Origin of the sequence: Arthrobacter sp. 754, from assembly GCF_040548695.1 — a bacterium.
GTDB lineage: Bacteria > Actinomycetota > Actinomycetes > Actinomycetales > Micrococcaceae > Arthrobacter.
Window position 1 is genome coordinate 1052962 of record NZ_JBEPSC010000001.1, and the last position, 22768, is coordinate 1075729.

Genomic DNA, 22768 nt, shown 5'->3' on the forward strand with positions numbered 1-22768 from the left:
CGACGCCGGGCACGGCAGCGACGCTGACCACATGCATGCCGGGCACTCAGGGCACGGGCACGCAGGGCACGGGACCATGGAGCCCGCCGCCGCAGAGGCCACCTCAACCGCAGCATCCCCCTCCGCCATGCACGAGCATCACGGCGGGCACCGGCCCCAGCACGGCCACGCCCCCGACGACGACCACGCCGTCCACAGCCACGGCCAGCACGCAGGCCACAGCACCGCAATGTTCAAGAACCGGTTCTGGCTCACGCTGGTCCTGTCAGTTCCTGTGGTCTATTTCAGCCCCATGATGGGCGACATCCTGGGCTACATGGCGCCGGTCTTCCCCGGGTCAGCCTGGATTCCGCCCGTGCTGGGAACCGTCGTCTTCCTTTACGGCGGCCAGCCGTTCCTCAAGGGAGGCGTCCGGGAACTGAAGGAACGGCGGCCGGGAATGATGCTGCTGATCGCCATGGCCATCAGCGTGGCGTTTGTGGCGTCGTGGGTCACCAGCCTGGGAATCGGCGGATTCGATCTGGACTTCTGGTGGGAACTGGTGTTGCTGGTGGCCATCATGCTGCTGGGGCACTGGATCGAAATGCGGGCCCTCGGCTCCGCGCAGGGCGCCCTCGATGCCCTCGCCGCCCTGCTGCCTGACGAAGCCGACCGCGTCACAGCCGACGGCACCGAGACCGTACCCGTGTCCGAACTCCGCGAAGGCGATACCGTCCTGGTGCGTTCCGGGGCCAGGATGCCGGCCGACGGGACAGTGGTGGACGGCCAGGCCGAGTTCGACGAGTCCATGATCACCGGGGAATCCAAAACCGTTCCCCGGACCGTGGGTGATTCTGTGGTGGCAGGAACCGTTGCCACCGACAACAGCGTCCGCGTCCGGGTCACAGCCGTCGGCGAAAACACCGCCCTGGCCGGAATCCAGCGCCTGGTGGCCGAAGCGCAGGCCTCGTCCTCGAAGGCCCAGGCCCTGGCCGACCGCGCGGCCGCGTTCCTGTTCTACTTCGCCGCCGGCACGGGTGTCATCACATTCATTGTGTGGACCCTGCTGGGCAGCGTGCCGGAGGCCGTCACCCGGACCGTCACGGTGCTGGTGATCGCCTGCCCGCACGCTCTGGGCCTGGCCATTCCGCTGGTCATCGCCATCTCCACCGAACAGGCCGCCCGCGCCGGTGTCCTGATCAAGAACCGGATGGCGCTGGAACGGATGCGCACCATCGACGTGGTGCTGTTCGACAAGACCGGAACCCTGACCACCGGCGCCCCCGACCTCAAGGACGTTGCCGTTGCACCGGGCGTGGACCCGGATTCCCTGCTGGCGCTGGCCGCCGCCGTCGAATCCGACAGCGAACACCCGGTGGCCCGGGCCATCGTCCGCGCCGCCCGCCAGCGGAACCTCACACTCCCACCGGCCACCGGCTTCAGCTCCCTGACCGGACGCGGCGTCCTCGCCAGCGTGGACGGACGCACCGTCCACGTCGGCGGACCCGCGCTCCTGCGCGAGCTCGGCGTCGTCGAGCCTGACACTGTTGCCGTATCCACCCGGGCGTGGATGGACCGCGGCGCCGCGGTGCTGCACGTGGTCGACGGCGGCAGGGTCCTGGGGGCGGTCAGCCTCGAGGATGCTGTCCGGGCGGAGTCGCGGCAGGCCGTGGCGGCCCTGCAGAACCGCGGCGTGAAGGTAGCCATGATCACCGGCGACGCGCGCCAGGTGGCCCAGGCTGTCGCGGAGGAACTGCATATCGACGAGGTGTTCGCCGAGGTCCTGCCGGCGGACAAGGACAAAAAGGTGGCCGAGCTCCAGGCCCGCGGCCTGAAGGTGGCCATGGTGGGCGACGGCGTTAACGACTCCCCCGCCTTGGCCCGCGCCGAGGTGGGCATCGCCATTGGAGCCGGAACCGATGTTGCGATGGAATCGGCAGGCGTGGTCCTCGCCGGAAACGACCCGCGGGCGGTACTGTCCATGCTGGACCTTTCCCGCGCCAGCTACCGGAAGATGTGGCAGAACCTGGTGTGGGCCACCGGCTACAACGTGCTGTCCGTGCCGCTGGCCGCAGGGGTCCTGACCTTCGCCGGCGTCGTACTTTCCCCCGCAGCCGGTGCCGTCCTCATGTCCGCATCCACCATCGTGGTGGCACTCAACGCGCAGCTCCTGCGCAAAGTGAAACTCAACCCCTCCGAAGTTCGTTGATTCCGATGACGATGAGGGCAGAACGTTGAAGGGCGGCGCCGCGGTGACAGCAACAGCCCGTTCCGTGTCCGCCGCCCTCCTCCGCGCTGGCCTGGCGGCGGCCGTTCTGGCAATCATCGCCGGAATCTTCGGCATGCACGTGATGACCGGGAACCATGGGTCCCACGCGAACCATGCGGCAACCGCGTCGGTGGACCGGGCGCATCAGGGTGCCGGCGTGCATGCGGTGCATGCGGTGCACGCGGGGCATGCAGGCGCCGGCGCCACAGCCGCTGTCTCCAGCTCCTGCGCGGGTTCCTGCCAGGATGCCCAGGAGCCCGGCGCTGCCTGTGTTCCGTCGGCGAATGCAAGCTCGCTCACAGTCTTCCCGCCCCACGACACCGGCGCCTACTTCCGCTCCGTCCCGGCGGCACTGAGCGGCCGGCCCGGTGCGTACGCCTTCAGGCCAATAAGCCCAACGCCCTGCGAGCTGTCCATCAGCCGGACGTAGACCGGACTGCGCCTTGCCTCCAACCACCCACGGCACAGTCCCCCTACGTTTTGAAGGACCTCCCATGAACACCAAGATTCGCAACATCTCGATCGCCGCTGCCCTGGCGGCGTCCCTCGGCCTTGCCGGCTGCGCGGCCGGCTCCAACTCCGCCGGCGGGAACACCATGCCCATGAACCACGGCAGTTCGGGCCCGATGGCCAGCATGATGCCGGATGCCAACGACGACCACAACCAGTCCGACATCATGTTCGCCCAGATGATGATCCCGCACCACGCCCAGGCGGTGGAGATGAGCGACATAATGCTGGCCAAGCCCGGCATCCCGGCCGATGTCACCAGCCTCGCTACCAGGATCAAGGACGCCCAGGCGCCCGAGATCAAGACGATGACAGACTGGCTGAAAACCTGGAACGTGCCCGGAATGATGGGCGGCAGCTCCATGCCCGGCCACTCGATGGGCGGCATGGTGGACGAGGAAGGAATCGCCAAGCTCAAGTCCGCCTCAGGAACGGAGGCTGTCCGGCTTTTCCTCACCCAGATGATCGGCCACCACGAAGGCGCCATCACCATGGCAAAACAGGAGATCTCGGCCGGCAAGTATCCGGCGGCCATTGAACTCTGCCGGCACATCGTCACCTCGCAGGAAGCGGAGATTGTGGAGATGAAGGCGCTGCTCGCCGGCCTCTGACCCAAACGATCCTCTGGCAGTTCCTGCACGTTTTTGCCCGACCCTCTGGCAGTTCCCGCACGTTTTTGCCCGACCCTCTGGCAGTTCCTGCGAGAGGGTCGGGTAAATTTCTGGGGATGATAATCATCGGCCGTGACGATCCTGCCCGCGAAGACGTTTACCAACTCTTGAGTGAGCACCTGGCAGATATGTTCGCCACTTCGCCGGCCGAAAGTGTGCACGCGCTGGACCATTCCGCGCTGTCCGGACCGTCCATCAGCTTTTGGACGGCCCGGGAAGACGGCGAACTCCTGGGATGCGGTGCGCTCAAGCTACTCGATTCCCCTCAGCACGCTGGGAAGCTCGGCGAGATCAAGTCCATGCGCACCGCAGCAGGTGCCCGCGGGCGCGGCGTCGCCACCCTCATGCTCAATCACATCCTCGAGGAAGCCCGGGGCCGCAACTTCGCGCACATCTATCTGGAAACGGGAACCGAAGAGTACTTCGCTCCCGCACGGCGGCTGTATGCCCGCAACGGATTCACCCCGTGCCCGCCCTTTGCCGGCTACGTACCGGACCCGAACAGCGTCTTCATGGAGCTCCGGCTGTAGCGGGAACTCCCAGAGGGTCCCGGGAAAACCGACGGGACCTGCCAGAGCGTCCCGGAAAAACCCGCAGGACCTGCCAGAGGGTCGCGGAAAAAGCGACGGGACCTGCCAGAGGGTCGGGGTTGGGGGGAGGGTGGGGGCCCTGGGCGTGTTAAGTTGAAAGATACGTCTGGCCGCACCGGTCGGGCGTCCCGGCTGGAAAGAGAAGCTCCGTGGCATCCACCGCATCTGCCCCCGCCCCAGTGAGGATCCTGACCGTCTGCACCGGCAACATCTGCCGCTCCCCCGTGGCCGAACGGCTGCTTCAGGCGGGTCTGGACCAGGTGATGCCCGGCGGGTTCGTGGTGACCAGCGCCGGAACCCGCGCCATGGTGGGCGACCCCATGCAGCCGCTGTCCGGCGACATCGTCCGCACTTACGGAGGGAACCCGGACGGCTTCGTCTCCCGGCAGCTGACCAGCAAGATCCTGCGCGGCGTGGACCTGGTGCTCACCATGACCTCCGGCCACCGGGGCGAGGTCCTCCAGCTGGACGCCTCCCTGCTCAAGCGCACCTTCACCATCCGCGAGTTCGCCCGCATGCTCGACGTCCTGGACGACCGTGCGGACAGTGCGGCGGACAGTGCCAATCAAGGCCATGCAGCGGCCGACGGCGGCGATCCCCTCAGTGCCAACACCGCCTTCTGGCGGGGGCTCCCCGCCAGGGCAGCGTCCGTGCGGCACCTGTCGCTGCCCGCCGATTCGGCGGAGAACGACATCATCGACCCCTACCGGCGCAGCCCCGACATCTACCGCCAGATGGAAGACGAACTGGCCCCCGCGATCGTGTCCGTTCTGCGCCACGCCCGCGTGAACCTCCCCGCCTGATTTCCCCGACGGCGGTTCCCGCAGAAGCGGTGCGGCCGCCGTCGTAATTTTTGTGGAAACGTTGTGGAAACGACACAGTCCATGCTGTAGCCAAACCCGTCCTCCGGGCGGACACTAAGTCATGGTAAGCACCCCAGGCGGTCATGATCCCATCGGTCCAGGACAATCTGGCCCCGATCCCAAGGCACGTGCCGGCCTGAACCGCCGGCAGATCATCGCACTGGTGCTGGCCGTGGTACTCGTGGCCGCCGTCGCGGTATCAGCCCTGATCTTCACGCGTCCGACGGCGAACGTCGCGGCCCCGGCGCCCACTGCCTCTGACACGGCCACCGCCACCCCCACCCCCACGCCGTCGGAGACGCCGCCGCCCCCGCCGGCACCGGTGGCACCGCCGCCGCCCGAACCGATCGCGGAGCTTCCGGCTGCGCCGATGAACGTTCTGGTGATCGGCAGCGACAGCCGGGCCAACGCCCGTGAGCAGGAGGCCCATACCGCAGCGACCGGGGAGTCCCAGGACCACCGCTCGGACGTGCTCATGGTGGTCCATGTTCCGGCTGACCGCCACAACCTCTACATCATCTCGATCATGCGGGACCTGTGGGTGGAGATCCCCGGCTACGGCGGTTCGAAGGTCAACGCGGCACTGGAAATCGGCGGCATCGACCTGACCGCGAGGACGGTGGAGTCGCTCCTGGGCATCCACGTTGACCACACCCTGATGCTGGACTTCAACGGCTTCCGGGGACTCACGGACGGACTGGGCGGGATCGATGTGAACGTGCCCTTCCCCTTCCAGTCCACGCACGATACCGGGCATGTGTTTTCCGGCGGCGTGAACCACCTGGACGGCCAGGCCGCGCTGGAGTTCAGCCGCGAGCGCTACGCGTTCTCCGACGGCGACTACCAACGCGTCCAGAACCAGCGCATCATGCTCCGGGCCATCCTGGCCAAGCTCACCGCCGGCGGTGCCCTGAACGACGTCAATGCCGTCCGCTCCCTCGTCGGCTTCGCCGCCTGCTGCCTCACCGTGGACAGGGGTTTCGATCCCGTCCAAGTTGCCATCCTGGCCCACAGCCTGCGGAACCTTGACGTGAATGCCATCGGCACCATGACCCTGCCCACCGCGGGGACCGGCTTCGCCGCCGGGCAGTCCGTGGTGTTCCCTGACTACGGCGGCATCAACGCCGTGGGAGCCGCACTGCGGGATGGCAGCATCGGCCAGTACGCCGTGCCGTAGGCCGCGCTCCCGGGGCAGGCGCCCGCCGTCGTCCGTTATTTTGCCTGCGCATGTGGGTACCGCACTAGTAATGCCCGCGCACCCGGCATGCAGCCGGGACGCGGAAAGTGGACGACGGGATGGACGCTGATGGAAAACGACGGAATGACGCAGGCGGTCCGGGCACCCGGCGCGGTGGAGCTCATCCTGATCCGGCACGGCGAGAGCCAGGGAAATGTGGCGGCCACGGAGGCGTCGCTGGCCGGCGTCGAGGTGATTCCGGTGCCCGCGCGGGATGCCGATGTCGCGCTCTCCCGCACCGGGCAGGACCAGGCCCTGGCGCTGGGCAAGGCGTTGGCCGGGATCGCCGAGGAATTAAGGCCCGACGCCGTGGTGTCGTCCCCGTATGTCCGCGCCCGCCAGACGGCTGAGATCGCCGTGGAAACCGCGCACTGGCCGGTCACCGTGCGGACGGATGAACGGCTGCGGGACCGTGAACTCGGCATCCTGGACATGCTCACCCGGTTCGGCGTGGAGCAGCGCCTGCCCGAAGAAGCCGAACGACGGCGGTGGCTGGGCAAGTTCTATTACCGGCCGCCCGGGGGCGAGTCGTGGGCGGACGTGGTGCTCCGGCTGCGTTCGGTGCTCAGCGAACTGAACAGCCTCGACACCGGCCACCGCGTCATGCTGGTCTGCCACGATGCGCTGATCCTGCTGTGCCGGTATGTGCTCGAAGGGATGAGCGAACAGGAACTCCTGGACCTCGCCGCGGGCACCACCATCCTCAACGCCTCCGTCACCAGGTATGTGCGCCCCGACGGCGTGGGCCCGTGGACGCTGGACAGCTTCAACGTCGCTGACCACCTGAGGGAACAGGGCGTGGAAGTCACCGAGCACGCGGGAGATGCCAGTGTCCATCCGCAGTGACGCCACCCCGGTCACCCCGTCCCTGCTGCGGGACTGGCCACTGCCCGCGCCCGGGGAGGACAAGTACTCCCGCGGCTCCGTCCTGGTCATCGGCGGCGCCCGGTCAACCCCGGGAGCTGCCCTGCTGGCCGGAACCGCCGCCCTCCGCGCCGGGGCCGGGAAGCTGGTCATGGCCGTTCCGGAGTCGGTGGCCGTGCACCTGGCCGTGGCGCTGCCCGAAGCCGGCGTGACGGGGCTTCCCGAGAATTCCCGGGGCTCGCTGGGGCCGGACGGGCTGGACCGGCTTTCCGCGGACCTTGAGAGCTGCGACGCCCTGCTGATCGGGCCGGGCCTGGACGACATCGACCTCACCGAGGAACTGCTCGCCGCCCTGCTGGCGGACAAATCCGTTTCCGGTGACGCGGCGATCATCCTCGACGCCTTCGCCCTGGGCTGCCTGCCCAGGCTCGGGGACCGGCTGGACCCCTGGCGGGGCCGCCTGCTCATCACCCCCAACCCCACGGAAGCGGGGGTGCTGCTGGGCCGGGACATCGGTGACCTGGCGGCCGACGTCGTCGAGGTGGCCCGCCGCTATGACGCCGTGGTCAGCTGCCAGGGCCTCGTTGCCCGGCCGCCCGGCGGCGATGCAACGGACACCGATGCGACGGACGCCGATGCAACGGACACCGGTGGTCCTGAGGACGCCTCGCTCTGGGAGATCACCACGGGATACGGCGGACTGGGGACCTCGGGCAGCGGCGACGTGCTCGCCGGTGCCATCGCCGGTCTCCGCGCCCGCGGAACCACCGACGCGCAGGCCGCCTGCTGGGGCAGCCACCTCCACGCCGCCGCAGCCGACAGGCTGGCCAGCAGGCTGGGCCCGATGGGGTTCCTGGCCCGCGAACTGGCCGACCAGCTGCCCGCCCTGATGCTGGAACTGAATACCTGATTTCCCCTGCGCAAGGCTGGCCGATTCCAAGTGTCCGCCCCTTGAAAGTCGAGTACACGCTACGCATGCCTTCCCTCTCCCCGGGACCGTAGCGTTCATGGAACAGTGCGGCAACCCTGCGCACAACGACTTTCGGGGGGCAGTCCATGGGTTCGAAACTAGGTACGGTCCGTTCCCGCCGGCAGACCGGCTCCGGCGGGCAGACCGGCTCCGGCGGGCAGGCCGGGTCCGGCGGGCTGGCCGGCAACACCCTTCCCCACGCAAGCATTCGCGAGCCCCGGAGCCATGCCGGCATCCAGGGGCGTTCAGAGTTCCTGCTGGACTTCCGCACCGACAGTGAACAGGAATCGCTCCGGCTCCTGGCCTTGTCGGCTGTTTCAGCCCTCGCGGGCGGTGCAGGGCCTGCCCTGGACTGTGCCCTGACGCTGGCCCGCCTGGGGCTGACACCGCTGACCGTCGGTACCACCGACGGCGCGGCGGGCCTGGCCAGATGGGACCAAAGCCACGGGGACGGCCCCGTTTCCCAGGCCCTGGCCGGGCGGCTGGCCATCATCCCCAATGACTCTTCCAGGGATCCGCGGTGGCCCGGCTTCTGGGCGCCGCTCAGGGACGCCGGGTACCGGTCCGTCGTTTCTGTTCCGATGGCTCTGGAACCGGGATGCTCCGCGGCGTTGACGCTCCTGGCCGAGGATGCCAACCGTTTCACTCCTGCCGTCCTTGCCGACGTCGTGGCCTTCAGCAACCTTGCCGGCAGGAGTTTCCGCATGGCGACAGAGATCAGGACGGCCCTCACCACGGCCGGCCAGCTGCGCGCGGCCATGGAGGGCCGAACCTCCATCGACGTCGCGTGCGGGGTCATCATGGGGCAGAACCGCTGCTCCTACGAGGAGGCATTCAACATCCTTGCCAGGGCTTCGAGCCACCGCAACGTCAAGGCCCGGGTCCTCGCGGACACCATTCTGAAGGACCTTCCGGGCGGACCTCCCGCCACCCATTTCCAGGGATGACGCCGCAATGGGGCTCAGGGAAGGACGGCCATGACGCAGAATGACGGCAACGTCGCGCCCCTCCTTGACTCGTCCGTGCTGAGCCGGCTGCGCGAAGAACTCGACGACGACGAAGGGGTCTGGAAGGTGTTCGTGCAGAACTTCATCGCGGCCCTGCCCCAGAGGATCGAGAAGCTGCGCATGGCCCTGACCACCGGCGACCTGACCGGCGCCCTGGACGCCGTCCTCAGCCTCAAGACCTCCAGCCAGATGGTGGGCGCGGAACGCCTGGCAGGACTTGCCTTCGACCTCGAACTGTCCCTCCGCGACGAAACACGGGACAACGAACCCGGTACGGTCCTTCCCCGGCTGGCGACGGAGCACCTCCGCCCGATCACGAAGTGCTCCAGGCAGACCACGTACCTCCTGCTGGACTACCTTCAGCCCCGCAAAGGCAAGCACTAGAGGCAGAAACGCGGAGCCTTCGAATACGCTACTGTCATGCCTCTCCTGATCGCTCCCGACGTACGTTTTCATTCCTCATGGCTGGAAGGGGCCGCGGAATTCGACGGCGCGCGGCAGGACGGCGCGGGGGCAGACGGCTGGACGCTCGAAGAACTGAAGGATGCCAGGGCCTTCCGCCGCTTCGTCGACACCCTCGTCCGCGACGCGCTGCCGGAGACCCCGCGGAAACCGGAACATGTGCCGTGCACCTACCTGTGGATCGTGGAGGGCGGCACGTTCCTTGGCTCGCTGGCCATCAGGCACGAGCTGAACGGATTCCTCCTCGAACAGGGCGGGCACATTGGCTACAGCGTGCGGCCCTCCGCGCGGCGCTGCGGCAACGCGTCCGCCGCGCTGGCAGAGGCCCTGCCGATCGCCCGGAACCTGGGCATCTCCCGCGTTCTCATTACCTGCGATGAGGACAACGCCGGTTCCCGGGCCACGATCGAGAAGAACGGCGGCCGCTACGAGGACACCCGCAACGGCAAACGCCGCTACTGGGTGGAGCCCGCCAACGGATAACCGGCCGCGGATGTAACACAAATGCAATTAGCGCACGTGGAAGTTGCGTAATTCACCAAACTCGGTAACCTACCTTTAGGTAAGCCTAACCTTGGCTGCCACGAGCCGAGGTGCACTTCCCTATGACCGCGAACTACCTTATCGGCCTCCGAGAAGGTCTGGAGGCGACGCTGATTGTCGTCCTCCTGATGGCATACCTGGCCAAAAGCGGCCGCTCCCACCTCCTCCCCAGGCTGTGGACCGGCGTCGGAATTGCCGTGGCCGCCTCGGCGGGCTTCGGTGCCCTTCTGAGCTTCGGCCCCCGCGGCCTGACCTTCGAAGCGCAGGAGGCCATTGGCGGCACCCTGTCCGTCATCGCCGTCGGCCTGGTCACCTGGATGGTCTTCTGGATGGCACGGACGGCCCGGACCCTGGGCAGCGGCCTCCGGACCCAGGTGGACCGGAAGACCGCCGGATCCGGATGGGGGCTTGCGGTTGTTGGAGCCGTGGCAGTGGGCCGCGAAGGCATTGAAACGGCCCTGTTCCTCTGGGCGGCAGCCCGATCCACCGGTTCCTCCACCTCACCCCTGGTCGGGGCGCTGCTGGGGCTCGCCACCGCCGTTGCCCTCGGCGCCCTGCTCCACCGCGGCGTCCTGAGGGTCAACCTCGGGAAGTTCTTCACCTGGAGCGGCGCCGCCCTGATCATCATCGCCGGCGGGGTCCTGGCGTACGCCGTCCACGACTTCCAGGAGGCCGGCATCCTTCCGGGCCTCCACAGCCTGGCCTTCGACGTCTCAGCCGCCGTGCCGCCGTCGTCCTGGTACGGAACCCTGCTCAAAGGCACCCTGAACTTTTCCCCGGCCACCACCTGGCTTGAGGCTGCCGCCTGGCTGCTTTACGTCCCGCCAGTGATGTTTTTCTACTTCCGATCCCACCGCCGCGCCCAAACCGCGGCCGCCATCCCGGAACCGGTCCGCACCGCTGCCGGCTCCTGATCCACCCCTCCCCACCCGCGCGTTATATCCCCTACCCGCGTCACATCCCCAAAGGAATACCCCTGTGCCCAATCTCCCCAAGTCCACCCGCCTCCGGTACGTGCTGGCCGCCGCCGTCCTGCCGCTGGCGCTCGCTGCCTGCACCGACAACAGCGCACCGGCAGCCACGGGCCCCATCAAGGTGTCCAGCACGAACGATGTCTGCTCCCTGTCCAGCTCGAGCACCAAGAGCGGGAACGTGACATTCGCAATCCAGAACGACGGCGACCAGGTCACCGAGTTCTACCTCCTGGCCGAAGACGGCCTGCGCATCATCGGCGAAGTGGAGAACATCGGCCCGGGCCTGACCCGCAACCTGGTGCTCACCGCACCCGCCGGAAAGTACACGACGGCGTGCAAGCCCGGCATGCAGGGCGAGGGCATCCGGTCCGCGTTCGAGATCACCGAATCCGGCAGCCAGGCCGCCGTGGACACCAACATGAAGGCCCTCACGGACACCGCGACGGCCCAGTACCTGGCCTACGTCAAGGACCAGACCGAACAGCTTCTCGCCGGAACCAAGGAGTTCGCCGCGGCCTACGCCGCCGGGGATGCCGCGAAGGCCCGGGACCTCTACGCCGCCACACGCATGCACTGGGAACGGATTGAACCGGTCGCGGAATCCTTCGGCGACCTGGACCCGAAGCTGGACGCCCGGGAGGCGGACCTCGCTCCCGGCGAGGAGTGGACCGGCTGGCACCGCGCCGAGAAGGACCTCTTCCCGCCGGCCGGTTTCACGGCTCTGACGGCCCCCGAACGGGAGACGCTCGCCGCCCAGCTGGTGGCCGACACCGAGGACCTGGCCGGCCGCACGCGCACCGTTGAACTCACCGCCGACAAACTGGGCAACGGTGCCAAGGAACTGCTCGACGAGGTCGCCACCGGAAAGGTCACCGGCGAGGAGGAAATCTGGTCGCACACGGACCTCTGGGACTTCCAGGCAAATGTGGACGGCGCCCGGATCGCCTTCGAGAACCTCAAGCCCGTGCTTGAGCAGAAGAACCCGGAACTCGCCGCGTCGCTGGAGGGGAAGTTCGCCGCCCTCCAGGCCGAACTCACCCAGCACGCCCGCGGTGACGGCTTCGTTTACTACGACGAACTGACCCCGGAGCAGGTCCAGAAGCTGGCTTCGCTGGTGGATGCACTGGGTGAGCCACTGTCCAACCTCACCGCCGCCGTCGTCCTGTGAGCGGCTGCCCATTCGGCGGAGGCACGGCCGACCCCGCACAGAGCATCGACCCCGCACAAAGTGAAGCACCGGCGCCGCGCATGTCCCGCAGGGGCCTGCTGGCGCTGGCAGGCGTGGGCAGTGCAGGAGCCGTGGCCGGTCTGGCCGCGGGCCTGCTCACCCAGGACGCCCTGGCTGCCGCGGCCACGCCGGCCGACGCCGGAACCGGCGACGTTGTGCCCTTCCACGGACCCACCCAGGCCGGCATCACCACCGCCGCACAGGACCGCCTCCACATGGCAGCATTCGACGTCACCACCGAGGACCGGGCTGCCCTCATCCGCCTCCTGAAGGACTGGACCGCCGCGGCCGAGGCCATGAGTCAGGGCCGCGAAACCGGCGCAACCGGTGCGGTGGACGGCCCCTACGACGCACCGCCCGAGGACACCGGCGAAGCACTGGGCCTCAGCGCCGGCAAACTCACCGTCACCTTCGCGTTCGGCGCCGGCCTGTTCGAAAAAGACGGCAAAGCACGCTTTGGCCTCGAGGGCCGCCGGCCAGACGCCCTGATCGACCTCCCGCATTTCCCGGGTGACGACCTGCAGGCCAACCGCAGCGGCGGCGACATCATCGTCCAGGCATGCGCGGACGATCCGCAGGTCGCCGTCCACGCAATCCGCAACCTCGCCCGCATCGGCTTCGGCAAAGCCCGGGTGCGCTGGTCCCAACTCGGTTTCGGCCGCACGTCCTCCACCTCCAGGAACCAGCAGACCCCGCGCAACCTTTTCGGCTTCAAGGACGGCACCAACAACCTCAAGGCCGAGGACACGGACCTGCTGAACGAACACGTCTGGGCCGGCCCGGGCACGCGGTCCGGCGAGGCCTGGATGCAGGGCGGCAGCTACCTGGTGGCGCGCCGCATCCGCATGCACATCGAAATCTGGGACCGCACCTCGCTGCGGGAACAGGAGGGGCTGATCGGACGGACCAAATCCGAAGGCTCCCCGCTGTCCGGGGGCAAGGAGTTCACCTCACCCGACTTTTCGCTCAAAGGCAAGGACGGCGAGCCCCTGATCGGCATGGACGCGCACGTCCGCCTCGCCCACGCTGACCAGAACGACGGCGTGCGGATGCTCCGCCGCGGCTACAACTACACCGACGGTTCCGACGGGCTCGGACACCTCGACGCCGGCCTGTTCTTCATTGCCTTCGTCAAGGATCCCCGCACGCACTACGTCCCGATGCAGATGGCCATGGCCAAGCAGGACACGCTTGCTTTGGAGTACCTCAAGCACACCAGTTCGGCCCTCGCGGCGGTGCCTCCCGGCGTCCAGCCCGGCGGGTTCATCGGCGAAGGCCTGTTCAGGTAATTTCCGCCTGAAGTGACCGCCCGCGGCGCCTCCGCGGTACCCGGCCTGCCGGAGGGAACCGGCGTGGTCTGCTCTTTGTCTGCGCCTGCCGCTACACTGAATGAATCGAACATATATTCGAATAAAGGTGTGTTGTGGGCGTTATCGTGGGTCCCCGTGTGATAGATGCGGGCATGTCGTTGTTGTCGGTGCTGATCTCACCTGTCCCGGTCGCGGCGGGGTTTCCCTCGCCGGCGCAGGACTATTTTGATGGCCGGATCGATTTGAACGAGCACCTGATCAAGGACATCACCAGCACATACGTTGTGCGGGTGTCCGGGGACTCCATGGAGGGTGCCGGCATCAGCGACGGCGACGAACTGATCGTCAACCGCGCCCTGGAACCGCGCGACGGCTGCGTGGTCGTCGCGGTCCTGGACGGGGAGCTCACGGTGAAGCGGCTCCGGATCACGGGCACCGGCGTCGTGCTCCAGGCCGAGAACCCTGCCTACCCGGACATCCGGGTCCCGGCCCTTGCGGACCTCGTCATCTGGGGTGTCGCTACGCGGTGCCTTCACCATGTTTAGGCGGCCGGGAGGGAGCGTCCGAGGACGGGTCCGGGAGCTGGCCGCGCCCGGAAAGGATCCGCACCATGCGGAGCTCACGCACGCCGTCGTCCACGTTCACCGTCCCGTCCGCCACGAAGCCGTGCTTGCGGTAGAACGCCTGCGCCCGGGGATTCGGATCGGCCACCCAGAGCGCTGCCGAATCTTCCGGGCCGACGACGGCGTCCAGGAGGGCGGCGCCGGCGCCTGTCCCGTGCTCAGCGGCGAGGACGTAGAGCACATACAGGTGCGTGCCCCACTGCGCACCTGGGCTCTGCGGCGGCCCCGCCATCGCGATCCCGATCATTTCGCCGTCGCGTTCGGCCACGGCGACGCGGTTGGCGCGGTATCGTTCATCGCTGAGAGCGGTGGTCCAGAACCGTTCCCGGACTGCGGGCAATCCGGGGTCGTCCAGGACGCGGTCCGCCATCACGCCGCGGTAGGTCTCACGCCACGACTGCACGTTCACTCGGGCCATCACGGCGGCGTCTTCGACGCGCGCGCGGCGGACTTTCACCGGGTTATCCATAACCGAAACTCTACCGAGGGCAGCGGCCTGTCCGGCGGCCGGATTCGGTGCCTTACCGGGCCTACGCAGGCGGGTTGGAGCAATGTCTAAGCCGGCGGTGATGCGCCGGATGCCGCAGATCGCCCACGTGGACGTGAACTGCTTCTACGCCTCGGCCGAGCGGGCCTTCGACCCGTCACTGGAGGGCATACCCGTGGTGGTGCTGTCCAACAACGACGGCTGCGCGGTCACCCGTTCCCCCGAGGCCAAAGCCCTGGGCATCGCCGTGGGTGAGCCGTGGTTCAAGCTCGCCCCGAGGGCCAAGGAATGGGGGCTGGTGGCCCTCTCCAGCAACTACGAGCTCTACGGCGACATGAGCGCCAGGGTGATGGAGCTGCTGGGCCGGTACTCTGCCTGGCTGGAGGTCTACAGCATCGACGAGGCCTTCCTCGGCGTCAAAGGCACCCCGGCTGAGCTGCTGACGCTGGGCAGGGCCATGAAGGCCGCTGTCCGCCGGAACGTGGGCGTCCCGGTTTGTGTGGGGATCGCGACGACGAAAACCCTGGCCAAGCTGGCCAACAAATGGGCGAAGAACAACCCCGGCTTCGGCGGGGTCTGCCACTGGGACTCGGTGCCCGGCGTCGAACGGGAAGGCCTGATGCGGCGCCTGTCCGTCATCGAAATCTGGGGAGTGGCCACGCGGCTGACCAAACGGCTAAACGTCCTGGGTATTTTTTCGATCCTTGACCTGTCCCGGGCCGATCCTGTCATGATCCGGGACCGGTTCTCGGTGGTCATGATGCGCACCGTGCTGGAACTGCAGGGAACGCCCTGCATCCCGATGGAGGAGGAGCGGATCGGTCGCGACCAGCTGATCTTTTCCCGCTCGTTCGCCACACCCATCACCACGGCGGCAGGGGTCCGGCAGGTGCTGAGCGTCTATGGGCAGCAGGCCTCGGCGCGGCTGGCCAAGCACGGTCTGCAGGCAAAAGTCCTCACGGCGTTCGCCGGCACCTCACACTTCAACCCGAAGGACACTACGTACCCGTCGGTGTGCATCCCGCTGCCGATGCCCACGGCGGATCCGGTGATCCTGACCAGGGCCTCCCACGCCCTGTTGCCCCTCATCCACGAAGGCGTTAAGTATGCCAGGGCCGGGATCATGGTCACCGACCTGCGGCCCACCGGCAATCAGGCGCCCCTGTCCCTGTTCGAGAACGCGCACGAGGAACGCCGCATCGGATCGCTTCTGGAAGACGTGGCCCGCCGGTACGGCCGCGGCTCCATCGGGCTCGGCCACGCCGGCATCCGGGTCGGGCCGGACTGGACCATGAAACGGGACATGCTCTCCCCCCGCTACACCACGCACTGGGATGAACTTCCGGTCGTCAAGGCTGCCTAGCCAGCGCCCGGCGGCGTCCGGGCAGGTACCTGGCTACCCGGAGCGGGAAAGAAAAGCCCGGATAGCGTCCGCCATTGGCTTGGCCTGGGTCCAGTGCAGGTAGTGCCCGCCCTCCAGGGTGATGATTTCCTGCCGTTTGACGTTCTTCAGCAGGTTCTGCGTCGCGGCTGTCTTGGTTGTTATCGAATCGGACTTGTCATCGGCGAGGAAGGCCAGGACGCGCAGGTCGTCCGGATACGTGACTCCCCTGAGTGCTGCGGCGTTGTTTGCGATCCGGGCTGTTTCGTCAGCGACGGCGGCATTGCCGAAATTCCAGTTCATCATCCGGCGCATGCGTTGCAGCTCGTCGTCGGTATAGGCGTCGCTGTCCGGGTCGAAGATGCCGGGGGCAACTGCGGCGACCGCACGGACCAGTCCGGTGACCGCGAGCGCCTTTCCCCAGTTGATGCCCGGATCCGGGTCCGGCACAGGCTGGCTCCCCGGCTTCGGTATTGTCGCGTCGATTCCGATCACGGCCGATACCTCCGCCGGGTAGCGGTTCGCGTAGTCCAGCATGTAGAAACCGGCAATGGAGTGCCCCGCCAGAACGTAGGGTGGCTTGACCTGGAGTTTGGCCAGCACCTCATGGAGTTCAGTGCTGATGTTCTCGTTGGTCCGTGCCCGGGCTTCCATGTCGCTGTAGCCGTACCCGAACCCCTCAACGACCATGACGTCGAAGCCGCTGAGTTCGCGGACAAGGGGAGCGAAGTCAAGACCAGGAGCGGGGGTTCCCAGTCCGCTGAGCAGGACGATCGGCTGGCCCTCGCTCCCGCTCCGGTAGACGTTCATCTCGCCTCCGCTGCTCACTGCGACCCGGTCGCCATAGGGCTTGGTGCCCGATTTTTCCGTCGACTCCAGGATCAGGTTGATCACCGTGGAAACCAGGACCAGCCCCAGGACAACCAGCGCCACGATGCCGGCAGCACGCAACGGGCGCCGGCGTCTCTTCTTGGATACGGGCTCTGGAGCTTCTGTTGCCGTGGACGTCTTTCGGGGCGCGATGGACATGATGGGCTTTCCATTCCCAGAGGCTTTTACCGGGTGCCCCTCAAAATGCTGGGCACGGCGGCCATCTCCCGGCTGGTACGCCGCGGGGACACGACCGGTTGCGTACAGTCCGATTGTACGAGGCAACCGCCGTCGTCGTTCCCCTAATTAATTGGGCCTGAGGGCCCTGGGCGCTTCGGTCAGGCGGGGATGCCCGCAGCACGCTGCTGACCCGTTTGTGATTCCGCGTAGGCCAGCAGGGCTGCGGTGGTCCGTTCAATATGCTCGGTCAGGGCCTGGACAGCCCCCTCGGCGTCCCGGGCGACGGCGAGATCGGCGATGTGCCGGTGCTCGGCGGCGACGTCGCGGTCCACGTCGCCGGCGATTTCGATGGACCAGTGCTGGTACAGCAGGGAACAGTCGCGCAGTTCAGTGGCAATGGACTCAAGCCGGGGGCTTTTGGCACCCGTGAGGAGCGCGCGGTGGAAGGCATGGTGTGCCTCGGACCAGGCACCGCCCAGATGACCCTCGCGGGTGGTGTACGGCGTGCCCTGAAGGGTGTGGTGGGCGGCAATTACGGCCGATTCCCACTCCAGGCCGCCCTGGCTGATGGACTCGCGGAGCACCGCAGTTTCGATGAGAACGCGGGCACGGGTAAGATCCAGCAGGTCCTCAATGGACAGCGGGGTCACGCAGAAGCCACGTTGGGGAAGGGCCCGCACCAGCCCTTCACCGGCCAACCGGGTCATGGCCTCGCGCACCACAGAGAGGCTTACTCCATAGCGGGTTCCCAGGCCTGCGAGCCTGAGTTTGCTGCCCGGCAGAAAAGCTCCGCCCAGCAGCTCGGCCCGCAGGGACGCATAGACTCCTTCGGAATGGGTCTTGGGCTCAGGCGAGGTCATGAACACACCCTACCCGACCCGGGAGTAAAAAACGCTCAACAGAAATAAAATCGATATTTTCTTGCTATATCGATGAAGTGCTGGCAGTGTGTGTTGCAGATCACCTCCAAGATCGGCCGCTCAAGCCCGGATGGCAACGTAGCCACAGGCAAGAGGAAACGGCCACAGCCAGCAGTACCTTCCCTAAGGAGATTCCATGACGGATGTACAAGTTCCTGTCCTCATCGTCGGCGGCGGCGGCGCGGGCCTCACCGCTTCAATGACCCTTTCAAACCTCGGCATCGAGTCGCTGCTCGTGACGGCCTTCCCCAACACCTCCATCCTGCCCAAGGCACACGTGCTGAACCAGCGCACCATGGAGATCTTCACGGAAGTCGGCGTCGCCCCCGAGATCTACAAGCGAAGCACTCCGGCCAAGAACATGCAGGCAACAGGCTGGTACGCCGGGATCACCGGCGATCACGACGGCTACGGCCGTGAACTGGGGCGCCTTGAGGTCTGGGGCGGCGGCTACACGGATCCGGACTACGTGGCTGCCAGCCCCTGCCGCACCTGCAACCTCCCGCAGATCCGCCTCGAGCCGGTCCTGCGCGCACACGCCGAGTCGCTTAACCCGGGCAACGTCCGGTTCAACCATGAGCTGACCGCACTGGTCCAGGACGAAGAGGGCGTCATCGCCACCGTCCACAACAAAGACGACGGCACCGACTTCACGGTCCGCGCCAAGTACCTCTTTGCGGCCGACGGAGGCCGGACGGTCGGCAAGATGCTCGGCGTCGGGATGTCCGGGCCGCGGGACCTGATGCGCATGGTCACCGTGCACTTCACCGCTGACCTCTCCGCCTACCTCAAGGACGACGAAGTCCTGATCCGCTGGCTGGTCAACCCCGATTTCGGCGGCTCCTGGTCCAGCGGCGTGCTGGTTCCCATGGGACCGGAGAACTGGGGCCCGGCGTCGGAGGAATGGATCATCCACCTCCAGTACGCAACGGATGACCCCGAGGCGATGGAGCGCGAGAAGGTCCTGGGCCGGCTCAAGGCCACGCTGGGCATCCCCGATTTCGATCCGGAAATCAACAGCATCAGCTCCTGGGTGATGGAAGGGGTCATCTCGGACAAGTTCCGCGAGGACTCCGTGTTCTTCCTCGGCGACGCAGCTCACCGGCACCCGCCGACGGGCGGCCTTGGCCTGAACTCGGCCGCGCACGACGCCTACAACCTGTGCTGGAAAGTGGCCTCCGTCCTTCGAGGCCAGGCCGGGGATTCCCTGCTGGACAGCTATGAGGCAGAGCGCAAACCGGTCGACCAGAACAACATCAACAACGCGGTCGCCAACGCCATGAACCACTTCACCATCGACAAGGCCCTGAACCTGTCCCCGGACAAATCGTCTGAGGAGAACTGGGCCGAGCTTCGCCCGCTCTGGGAAGACCTGCCCGAGTCCGAGGACAAGCGGCACGCCCTTAACAAGGCCATCGGGTCGCAGACCATGGAATTCCGCCACCACAACGTGGAGTTCGGCTACACATATGGTGCCGGTGCAATCGTCGACGACGGCAGCCCCGAGTACGTCCCACTGGACCCGGTAAGGCTCTACGAGCCGAGCACCAAGCCCGGCCACCCCATGCCCCATGCCCTGGTGGAGCGCGAGGGTGTACGGATCCCGCTGGGAACCCTGGTCCACGGCGGCCATTTCCTCCTGATCGCGGGAGAAGACGGCGCTGACTGGGTGGACGCCGCCAACAAGATCGCGGCGGAACACGGCCTGCCCCTCAAGGCGGCCACCGTGGGCATCCTGGACAGCGACTACATCGATGTCCGCGCCTCCTGGCTCAAGCACCGCGAAATCTCCCCGACCGGTGCAGTGCTGGTCCGGCCCGACCGCTATGTGGCGTTCCGTTCAGTCGAGGGCGCGCAGGACGCCCAGGCAGTCCTCAAGTCCGCCCTCGGCCAGGTGCTGGGCACCCAGCTGCTCTGACAGCCAGACCCTGACCCGCCGGCGCACACCGCACCGGCAACACAACTTTCAAGGAGTTACTTTGCGCATCGCAAACCACAACAGCCGGGCTGTCCTGCTGACATCCGAAGAGGCCGGCGTTGACATCCACGCCGCCAGCGAAGGCCGGTTCGGCCCCGATCTGCCCTCGCTCTACAACGACTGGGAGGCGTTCGCCGCCTGGGCGAACGGCTTCACCAGCCCAGGCGACGACGTCGTCATCAACCGCGCCCAGCTGGGGTCACCGTCCCCGGCGCCGCGCCAGATTTTCGCGATCGGGCTGAACTACAGCGAACATGCCAAGGAATCCGGATTCGACGCCCCGGAGCAGCTGCCGCCGGTGTTCACCAAGTTCGTCAGCGCCCTTACCGGGCCGGACACCACCGTTGAGCTGCCCGATGGCGGGAACACGGACTGGGAGGTCGAGCTGGTGGCCGTCATCGGCAAGACGGCCTCCAACGTTCCGGCCGCCGAGGCCTGGGCGCACGTTGCCGGGCTTTCGGTCGGGCAGGACCTGTCCGAACGCATTTCCCAGCTCCGCGGCCCGGCTCCGCAGTTCGGGCTTGGGAAGTCATTCGCCGGGTTTGCCCCCGTGGGTCCCTGGCTGGTCACGCCGGACGAGTTCGAGGACCCGGACGATCTGGAACTCGGGTGCAGCCTCGACGGTGAGGAGCTCCAGAAGGGCCGCACCAGCGATTTGATCTTCTCCATCCCCGCCCTGATCCAAGGACTCTCCGAGACGGTGACCCTGCTCCCCGGCGACATCATCTTCACCGGAACCCCCGCAGGCGTCGGCGTGGGGCGCAGTCCCCAGCGATTCATCCGGCCGGGTGAGACCCTGATCTCCCGCATCGAGGGGATCGGCGAGATCACGCAGACTTTCGTTTCTGCCGCCCAGTGAGCGGACGCTGCTGCTCGGCGCGGAGCCGGGCAGCAGCGCCGCCGCCGATCAGCGTTTAGCCTTATCCATGGATACAAAGGAGTAATCCCATGTCATTGCACCGCCTGACCCGAGTGGTCATGGGCGTCCCCAACGTCGCCGAAACAGCCGCCTACTATGAGGAATTCGGCCTGGACCCGCTGGGCAACAACTCGTTCGGAACCCGCGACGGCGGCGAACAGCTCAAGATCGTCCACGCACCTACGCGGCGGCTGGTGGAGCTCGGCGTCGGCGTTGACAACGACGACGACGTCGCCCGTGTCACCACGCAGATGACCCGCCTGGGTGTCCCCATCACCCATAACGGATCCGAACTCCTCGCCCAGGAACCGATCTCGGGTTTCACGGCACGCATCCACGTTGCGCCACGCATCGCCCAGGAGAAGACCGCGGCGACGCCGTACAACGGCCCGGGCCGGACCGAGCGCATGGGCCGCGCTCCCGGCGTCGTGCGTGAGACCCGGATCAAACCCCGCAAACTGGGGCACACCGTGATCGGCACCGTGGATCTGGCGGCCACCATGCGCTTCTTTACCGAAGGCATCGGCTTCAAAGTCAGCGACTACGTCGGGGAGAAGGGGGCGTTCATGCGCTGCTCCGTTGACCATCACAACGTCCTGGCTATGGCCGCCCCTGTGAATTTCCTCCACCACACCTCGTGGCAGGTTGATGACATCGACGACGTCGGACGGGGCGCGAAAGCGATGCTGGAGAACAACCCGGAGCGGCACATCTGGGGCCTCGGACGCCACCATGCGGGCTCGAATTTCTTCTGGTACCTCAAGGATCCGGCCGGTAACTTCTCCGAGTATTACTCCGACATGGACTGCATCCCCGAGGACGAAATCTGGACGCCGGAAACCTTCCATGGCGCCCAGGGACTGTTCAGCTGGGGTCCCCCGCCGCCGCCGTCGTTCCTGGAGCCGGATGATCTCGCTGCCCTGATGACCGGCACCCACGCACCCGCAGCCTGATCTGCGGGGCCCGCGTGACACCCAGGAGGTCCGCCATGTCCGCCGCTGATAAGCCTCAAACAGGGCAGCCGCAAACAGCACCGATTCCCGACGCCCGTGCCGGGCACCTCATCCCGCTGCGTGAAGACAATGAACTGGCCTGCTCCCCCTGGCTCGGACTCCACTACCGAGCCGAGGAAGGCTAGTTCCATGGGGATGGCCCCCGGGCTATGCCGGGGGCCATCGTAAGGGAGGTTCAGCGCTTGCTGCCGGTGCGCCGAAAGGCGCTGTGGCGTGCACGCAATGGCTAATCGCCCCAAAAGGCAGTCAACGATAGCGTCCGGACCTCCCGGTCCTGTGTTGAAGAGGGCTCGGGTCAGGCGGCAATCTGCTGCTTTGCCCCCTTTGCCTCAATCTCGATTTTACGCGGTTTGGCCTTCTCGGCGACAGGAATCCGGACGGTCAGGACACCGGCGTCGTACGTTGCCTTGACGCCTTCCGTGTCCAGTGCGTCCCCGAGGATCAACTGGCGGCTGAACACACCGCACGGCCGCTCGGCCGCGATCAGTTCGGTGTTCTCGCCGGCCGGATCGGGGCGCTCGGCCCGCACGGTCAGGACATTCCCCTCCACGTCCAGATCCACTGAATCCAGTTTCACACCGGGCAGATCAAAGGCCACCACAAACTCCTGGTCCTCCTGCCACGCATCCAGGGGCATCGCCGCCGGGTGCGCAACCGTGCCGAGGACCTGCTGGGCCAGCCTGTCCAGCGCACGGAACGGATCGGTTCGCATCAACATGGCTTCCCTCCTCGTAAGAGACGATCCAACACGTTCCATCAGCCGATCTGTATTGGCTGATGTAGATTTTTTATAGCACCACTCACAAGTCAGCGCAAGTGTCCCGGCGTATTTTGGCGCCGCCTCGTTGGGCGGGTCTTCCATGCGGTAAGCATGCTTAGCATAATTAACAGTGCTGGGTCCTACTGAACTGAACAGGGGT

24 protein-coding genes are annotated in these 22768 nt (G+C 66.8%); 20 read left to right on the forward strand and 4 right to left on the reverse strand.

The window, feature by feature from the left end:
• Positions 1-31 precede the first annotated feature (31 nt).
• The 15 genes from ABIA70_RS05000 (at position 32) to ABIA70_RS05070 (ending at position 14022) form a co-directional block, all read left to right on the forward strand.
• Entirely contained in the window at positions 32-2188 is a 2157-nt protein-coding gene (locus ABIA70_RS05000) for a copper-translocating P-type ATPase (protein ID WP_502917172.1), read from the forward strand.
• A 43-nt stretch (positions 2189-2231) separates the two neighbouring features.
• Positions 2232-2678 carry a hypothetical protein gene (locus tag ABIA70_RS05005; RefSeq protein WP_354146454.1) on the forward strand — a complete coding sequence of 149 codons (447 nt, stop codon included), beginning with the start codon at positions 2232-2234 and terminating at the stop codon, positions 2676-2678.
• A 64-nt stretch (positions 2679-2742) separates the two neighbouring features.
• The gene (locus tag ABIA70_RS05010; protein ID WP_354146455.1) at positions 2743-3369 is read left to right on the forward strand and encodes a DUF305 domain-containing protein; all 627 of its coding nucleotides are present in this window, start codon (positions 2743-2745) and stop codon (positions 3367-3369) included.
• Between the two features lie 116 nt (positions 3370-3485).
• On the forward strand, positions 3486-3959 hold the full coding sequence (locus tag ABIA70_RS05015; protein WP_354146456.1) for a GNAT family N-acetyltransferase: 474 nt from the start codon (positions 3486-3488) through the stop codon (positions 3957-3959).
• A 209-nt stretch (positions 3960-4168) separates the two neighbouring features.
• Positions 4169-4822 carry an arsenate reductase/protein-tyrosine-phosphatase family protein gene (locus ABIA70_RS05020; RefSeq protein WP_354146457.1) on the forward strand — a complete coding sequence of 218 codons (654 nt, stop codon included), beginning with the start codon at positions 4169-4171 and terminating at the stop codon, positions 4820-4822.
• 121 nt (positions 4823-4943) lie between these two features.
• A complete protein-coding gene (locus tag ABIA70_RS05025) occupies positions 4944-6059 on the forward strand; it encodes an LCP family protein (RefSeq protein ID WP_354146458.1) in 1116 nt (371 codons plus the stop codon).
• A gap of 129 nt (positions 6060-6188) precedes the next feature.
• Positions 6189-6965, forward strand: a complete 777-nt coding sequence (locus ABIA70_RS05030) for a histidine phosphatase family protein (protein ID WP_354146459.1) — start codon at positions 6189-6191, stop codon at positions 6963-6965.
• Entirely contained in the window at positions 6943-7893 is a 951-nt protein-coding gene (locus ABIA70_RS05035; protein ID WP_354146460.1) for an ADP-dependent NAD(P)H-hydrate dehydratase, read from the forward strand. Before ABIA70_RS05030 ends, ABIA70_RS05035 begins: the two co-directional genes overlap by 23 nt.
• A gap of 146 nt (positions 7894-8039) precedes the next feature.
• Positions 8040-8900 (forward strand): GAF and ANTAR domain-containing protein, encoded by an 861-nt coding sequence (locus tag ABIA70_RS05040; protein ID WP_354146461.1) that lies wholly within the window; start codon positions 8040-8042, stop codon positions 8898-8900.
• Between the two features lie 30 nt (positions 8901-8930).
• Positions 8931-9344 (forward strand): Hpt domain-containing protein, encoded by a 414-nt coding sequence (locus ABIA70_RS05045; RefSeq protein WP_354146462.1) that lies wholly within the window; start codon positions 8931-8933, stop codon positions 9342-9344.
• A gap of 36 nt (positions 9345-9380) precedes the next feature.
• Entirely contained in the window at positions 9381-9905 is a 525-nt protein-coding gene (locus ABIA70_RS05050; protein ID WP_354146463.1) for a GNAT family N-acetyltransferase, read from the forward strand.
• A 122-nt stretch (positions 9906-10027) separates the two neighbouring features.
• Positions 10028-10879, forward strand: a complete 852-nt coding sequence (gene efeU, locus ABIA70_RS05055) for an iron uptake transporter permease EfeU (protein WP_354146464.1) — start codon at positions 10028-10030, stop codon at positions 10877-10879.
• Between the two features lie 64 nt (positions 10880-10943).
• Positions 10944-12107: an iron uptake system protein EfeO gene (efeO, locus tag ABIA70_RS05060; RefSeq protein WP_354146465.1), complete on the forward strand. Its 1164-nt coding sequence runs from the start codon at positions 10944-10946 to the stop codon at positions 12105-12107.
• Positions 12104-13456: an iron uptake transporter deferrochelatase/peroxidase subunit gene (gene efeB, locus ABIA70_RS05065; protein ID WP_502917159.1), complete on the forward strand. Its 1353-nt coding sequence runs from the start codon at positions 12104-12106 to the stop codon at positions 13454-13456. The genes efeO and efeB overlap by 4 nt, the downstream gene beginning before the upstream one ends.
• 134 nt (positions 13457-13590) lie before the next feature.
• Positions 13591-14022 carry a LexA family protein gene (locus tag ABIA70_RS05070; protein WP_131683787.1) on the forward strand — a complete coding sequence of 144 codons (432 nt, stop codon included), beginning with the start codon at positions 13591-13593 and terminating at the stop codon, positions 14020-14022.
• On the opposite strand, the gene ABIA70_RS05075 is transcribed toward ABIA70_RS05070, so the two are convergent.
• Positions 13997-14569, reverse strand: coding sequence for a GNAT family N-acetyltransferase (locus ABIA70_RS05075; RefSeq protein ID WP_354146466.1), 573 nt, complete (start codon positions 14567-14569; stop codon positions 13997-13999). The genes ABIA70_RS05070 and ABIA70_RS05075 overlap by 26 nt on opposite strands.
• A gap of 82 nt (positions 14570-14651) precedes the next feature.
• On the opposite strand from ABIA70_RS05075, the gene ABIA70_RS05080 reads away from it, so the two are divergent.
• Positions 14652-15950: a Y-family DNA polymerase gene (locus ABIA70_RS05080; protein WP_354146467.1), complete on the forward strand. Its 1299-nt coding sequence runs from the start codon at positions 14652-14654 to the stop codon at positions 15948-15950.
• Positions 15951-15983: 33 nt separating this feature from the next.
• Here ABIA70_RS05080 and ABIA70_RS05085 read toward each other — a convergent pair whose 3' ends face one another.
• Both ABIA70_RS05085 and ABIA70_RS05090 read right to left on the reverse strand, forming a co-directional pair.
• Positions 15984-16997, reverse strand: a complete 1014-nt coding sequence (locus tag ABIA70_RS05085; protein WP_354146468.1) for an alpha/beta fold hydrolase — start codon at positions 16995-16997, stop codon at positions 15984-15986.
• A gap of 179 nt (positions 16998-17176) precedes the next feature.
• Complete coding sequence (locus ABIA70_RS05090; protein ID WP_354146469.1) at positions 17177-17878, reverse strand: GntR family transcriptional regulator; 702 nt, start codon at positions 17876-17878, stop codon at positions 17177-17179.
• Positions 17879-18074: 196 nt separating this feature from the next.
• On the opposite strand from ABIA70_RS05090, the gene ABIA70_RS05095 reads away from it, so the two are divergent.
• The 4 genes from ABIA70_RS05095 to ABIA70_RS05110 all read left to right on the forward strand — a co-directional run bounded on the left by ABIA70_RS05095 (position 18075) and on the right by ABIA70_RS05110 (position 21973).
• A complete protein-coding gene (locus tag ABIA70_RS05095; protein WP_354146470.1) occupies positions 18075-19856 on the forward strand; it encodes an FAD-dependent monooxygenase in 1782 nt (593 codons plus the stop codon).
• Positions 19857-19917: 61 nt separating this feature from the next.
• Positions 19918-20775, forward strand: coding sequence for a fumarylacetoacetate hydrolase family protein (locus ABIA70_RS05100; protein ID WP_354146471.1), 858 nt, complete (start codon positions 19918-19920; stop codon positions 20773-20775).
• Between the two features lie 89 nt (positions 20776-20864).
• Complete coding sequence (locus tag ABIA70_RS05105; protein ID WP_354146472.1) at positions 20865-21788, forward strand: VOC family protein; 924 nt, start codon at positions 20865-20867, stop codon at positions 21786-21788.
• A gap of 35 nt (positions 21789-21823) precedes the next feature.
• The gene (locus ABIA70_RS05110) at positions 21824-21973 is read left to right on the forward strand and encodes a hypothetical protein (protein ID WP_354146473.1); all 150 of its coding nucleotides are present in this window, start codon (positions 21824-21826) and stop codon (positions 21971-21973) included.
• Between the two features lie 170 nt (positions 21974-22143).
• On the opposite strand, the gene ABIA70_RS05115 is transcribed toward ABIA70_RS05110, so the two are convergent.
• The gene (locus ABIA70_RS05115) at positions 22144-22566 is read right to left on the reverse strand and encodes an Hsp20/alpha crystallin family protein (protein WP_354146474.1); all 423 of its coding nucleotides are present in this window, start codon (positions 22564-22566) and stop codon (positions 22144-22146) included.
• Positions 22567-22768: the final 202 nt, after the last annotated feature.